Source organism: Acetobacterium sp. (assembly GCF_041752335.1).
Lineage (GTDB): Bacteria > Bacillota > Clostridia > Eubacteriales > Eubacteriaceae > Acetobacterium.
The window spans coordinates 1-4,411 of sequence record NZ_JBGSHG010000114.1; the positions used below are offsets into that span (position 1 = coordinate 1).

A 4,411-nucleotide genomic window follows, 5' to 3' on the forward strand; every position below is an offset into this window, starting at 1 on the left:
TTAAATTTATTAGAAATTGGAGGTTCATTTAATGGACACTTCCTTTAAAAAAATATGGGATGCCGCACTTGAAATTATCAAACCGGATATTAGTCCAACCAGTTTTAACACCTGGTTCTTAAAAATAAAGCCCATAAACTATGTTAACAACACCTATTACTTTTTATCAGAAAATGAATTCGAAAAAGGAATCCTGGAAAGTCGGCATATTCCTTTAATCACCAATGCCCTGGCCGAGGTTACGGGAAAAACTGGTCAGGTGAAAATCGTTTTAAAAGAAGATGATGCCATGATCCCCCAAAATGACGCTTCGCCACAGATATCCATTACCAATGTAGATGATAAAATATCAAATTATCAGAATAACTCGATGAATCCCAAGTATACCTTTGACAGTTTTGTTATTGGCGAAAACAACCGTTTCGCCCACGCTGCCTGTGTCGCTGTTTCTGAAGCGCCTTCTGAACGTTATAATCCCCTCTTTATTTATGGCGGCGTTGGTTTGGGAAAAACCCACCTGATGCAGGCCATCGGTCATTACATTTTATCCTATGCACCGCATAAGAAAGTGGTTTATGTTTCCTGCGAAAAGTTTACCAATGACTTTATCGATGCGATTCAGAATAAGACCAACATTTCTTTTCGAAACAAATACCGCAGCGCCGATATCCTGTTAATTGATGATATCCAGTTTTTAGCTAAAAAAGAAGGGACTCAGGAAGAATTTTTCCATACCTTCAATACCCTGCACCAGGAAAATAAACAGATCGTGATCAGCAGTGACCGTCCGCCCAAAGAAATACCAACCCTTGAAGAACGGCTCCGTTCCCGTTTTGAAAGTGGTCTAATCACCGATATTTATGCGCCTAATTTTGAAACCCGGATCGCTATTATCCGAAAAAAAGCCGAATCCTTCAGTGATGAGATCCCCAACGAGGTCCTGAGTTTTATCGCCGACAGCATCCATTCCAATATCCGGGAACTTGAAGGCGCTTTAACCACTGTATTTGCTTATTCAAAACTACATAAGGTTCCCATTAATCTGGAATCGGCCAAAAATGCCCTGAAAGATATCTTTAGAAAAAAAGAAGACATTGTCATTACCAGCGAATATATTAAAGAAGTAACCGCTAAATACTTCAATATCACTGTTGAAGATATGAATTCCAAAAAAAGAACCCGCTCCATTTCCCTACCCCGTCAGGTGGCCATGTATATTACCCGGGAAATCACAGATCTGTCGCTACCCCGGATTGGCGAAGAGTTTGGCGGTCGGGACCATTCGACCGTAATCCATGCCTGTCAGAAAATAGCTGAAGAAATGAGTACCAATACCGATTTTAAAAATCTCATTCTGCGAATTGAACGAGAAATTAACGGTCATTAACAACCCACATTCTCTGTCGGATCAATGAAGAGGTTATCCACAATTTATCCCCCGACTTTTTTTGGTTTTTTTGTGCTATCAACTCTTTCGCAGAGTTATTAACAGTATCCACACCCCCTACTACTATTACTATTAATTTAATCTATATATTTATATATAAAAGGGGTTTTCAAATTTAAAAAGGAGCGATTACTTATGAAATTCAATTGTTCAAAAGAAAGTTTAATAGCGGCATTGTCTGTTGCTCAAAAAGCAGTTTCATCAAAAACAACTATGAAAATATTGGAAGGTATTCTTTTTAGTGTTTCTGATAATAAATTATTATTAAGAAGTACTGACCTTGAAATTGGTGTAGAAGTCACTATTCCCGCTGAAGTAGAAAGCAGCGGAGAGATCGTATTAACTGCCTCCATCATCAGTGAGCTGATTCGTAAAATGTCCGGTTCTGATATTTTCTTCGAAAGTGATGAACATCATCAGATAAAAATAGAATGTCTGTTATCTAATTTTACCTTAAAAGGATTATCAGATGAAGAATTCCCGGAATTTCCGGAAGTCATCGACGATCATATTTTTACCATTGATGCGGCTGTTTTAAAAGAACTGATTAAAGGCACCTTGTTTTCTGTGGCTACCAATGAAAATATTCCGGTTTTGACCGGGGTAAAAATAGAGCTTCATGATGATAATATCAATTTGATTGCCCTTGACGGGTACCGGTTGGCACTCAGATCCGGTAAAATTAAAAATCTGGTAGCGGAAGACCTCAGTGTCATTATTCCGTCAAAATCCTTATCTGAAATCAATAAGGTTCTGGCCAATTATAATGGTGATGTGGTGGTCAAGTTTTCAAAAAATCAGATCTTTTTTGAAATGGATAATACCCAGTTCACCTCCCGCTTACTAGAAGGGGACTTTATTAATTACAAACAGATCATTCCCGGAGAAAAAGCCACCCAGGTTAAGGTCAACCGCCGGCTGCTGTTAGAAAGCAGCGAACGGGCAGCACTACTGGCCCGGGAAGGCAAAAATAATTTAATTAAAATGGATTTTAACCAGGATCAGCTAATTTTAACCTCCAATGCCGAAATCGGTGATGTTTTTGAAGTGATTCCGATTGAGAATCATGGCGAGTCTTTAAAAATAGCCTTTAACTCCAAATTTCTGATCGAAGCCTTACGGGTCATCGAAGGGGAAGAGTTGATGATTGATATGACAACCTCGGTGGGACCGGGGGTTTTACTTCCCATCGAAGGTAATGATTTTATCTATTTAATCCTGCCGGTTCGGATTGCTGAAGAAAATTAAATACTCAGTTTAAAATAGTGAATAAAACAGTGATTAAAAAATAAAATAAAAATAGTTTAAGAGATCAGAATTATGCAAATGATTCGTTGAAATTTTAGACTATTTTTTCATTTTTATGTTATAATAGTTTGGTTAGAAGACAAACATATAAAAATTTAATCAATTTTGGCATAAATAAAGGGGATTCGTGTAATGCTCTTTCATTTTTGTCAAAAATATAATGCGCGGGGAAAAATATGCAAATAATTGAAATTAACACAGAGTTCATAAAAATTGATCAGCTGATAAAATATGCCGGCATTGTCGGCAATGGCAGCGATGTCAAATTGATGATTTTAGATGGTTTAATTCGAGTGAATGGGGAGTTGTGTACCCAGCGAAATAAAAAAATAAGAGATGGTGATCTGGTGGAAATAAAAGATTATGATACCCTGCAAGTCAAAGGGATCGGGAAACCATGTTTATCGAAGAATTAAAACTCATTCATTATCGCAATTATGAAAATGAATGTATTACACCGCAAAGAGGACTCAATATTATCATGGGTGAAAATGCCCAGGGAAAAACAAATCTTATTGAAGCTATGTTTTTTTTATCCCGAGGTTACAGTCATCGTGCTTCAAATGTGGCAGAACTTGCCCAATGGGATCATGATGATTTTTTTATCAATGCCCGGGTTGTCAGCGAAGGGGTTAAACATACCCTCTCGGCCAAAAGTTATCAGGGAAAACGCCAGTTTTTACTGGATGGAAAGGTAAAAAAAAGAGATAAGATCAATGGGATTTTCAATACCATCCTTTTTGAACCGGATGATTTAAAAATTGTCAAAGAAGGGCCTGATAAAAGACGGCGCTTTCTTAATCAGGAAATATCCGGTTTTCGGCCGGAATACCATTATATTTTAAGAGATTATGAAAAAATATTGAATCAGAGAAATTCTCTGTTAAAAAGTATTCATTATGAACCCAGTCTGATCACGACCCTGGATGTTTGGGATGAACAGCTTATTCAAACCGGAGTTCGGTTAATGAATCATCGGATTCGCTATCTCCATCGACTTAACCGGGAAGCCAATAATCTGCATCAAATACTCAGTCTTGGAAAAGAAACTCTTTCATTATCCTATCTGAACAACATTATCGATTCTTTGGAAGAACTATCAGAAATAAAAAATTTATATAAGAAACGTTTAGAATCCAGCCGGGAGGAAGAAATTTCACGGGGAGCCACGATTTATGGACCCCACGTGGATGACATGATCATTCAAATTAACGGAAAAGATGCCAGACGCTATGGATCCCAGGGTCAGCAACGTTCCGCCGCCATTTCCCTTAAATTGTCCCAAATAGAGATATATTATGATAACACCGGAGAATACCCAGTGGTCCTGTTGGACGATATCTTTTCTGAATTGGATGAACATCGCCGCAAAAGCATTCTCTCGCTTTTAAATAAAACCCAGGCCTTTATAACCTGTACCGAAGATATCTTAAACGATGGCGAGGTTACCCAAGAGCATCGACATGTCATTGAGATCGTTCAGGGCAAGACCCAGGTAATCATTAACAAATAATCATTAATAAACCATGAAAATCAGGAGGAAAACATGCCAGAAAACAAATCAGATAATTATACAGCTGATCAGATACAGGTCCTCGAAGGATTAGAGGCTGTTCAAAAAAGACCGGGAATGTATATCGGAAACACCGGCTCCCG

General features: G+C 38.0%; 4 protein-coding genes. All 4 read left to right on the forward strand.

The features are described from left to right. The first annotated feature begins 31 nt into the window (after positions 1-31). Positions 32-1,387 carry a chromosomal replication initiator protein DnaA gene (gene dnaA, locus ACEW8F_RS13725; protein WP_373484032.1) on the forward strand — a complete coding sequence of 452 codons (1,356 nt, stop codon included), beginning with the start codon at positions 32-34 and terminating at the stop codon, positions 1,385-1,387. Between the two features lie 195 nt (positions 1,388-1,582). Then, positions 1,583-2,695 carry a DNA polymerase III subunit beta gene (gene dnaN / locus ACEW8F_RS13730; protein WP_373484033.1) on the forward strand — a complete coding sequence of 371 codons (1,113 nt, stop codon included), beginning with the start codon at positions 1,583-1,585 and terminating at the stop codon, positions 2,693-2,695. A 236-nt stretch (positions 2,696-2,931) separates the two neighbouring features. Continuing rightward, entirely contained in the window at positions 2,932-3,171 is a 240-nt protein-coding gene (locus ACEW8F_RS13735; protein ID WP_070370647.1) for an RNA-binding S4 domain-containing protein, read from the forward strand. Continuing rightward, on the forward strand, positions 3,153-4,268 hold the full coding sequence (recF, locus tag ACEW8F_RS13740) for a DNA replication/repair protein RecF (protein WP_373484034.1): 1,116 nt from the start codon (positions 3,153-3,155) through the stop codon (positions 4,266-4,268). Before ACEW8F_RS13735 ends, recF begins: the two co-directional genes overlap by 19 nt. Positions 4,269-4,411 lie beyond the last annotated feature (143 nt).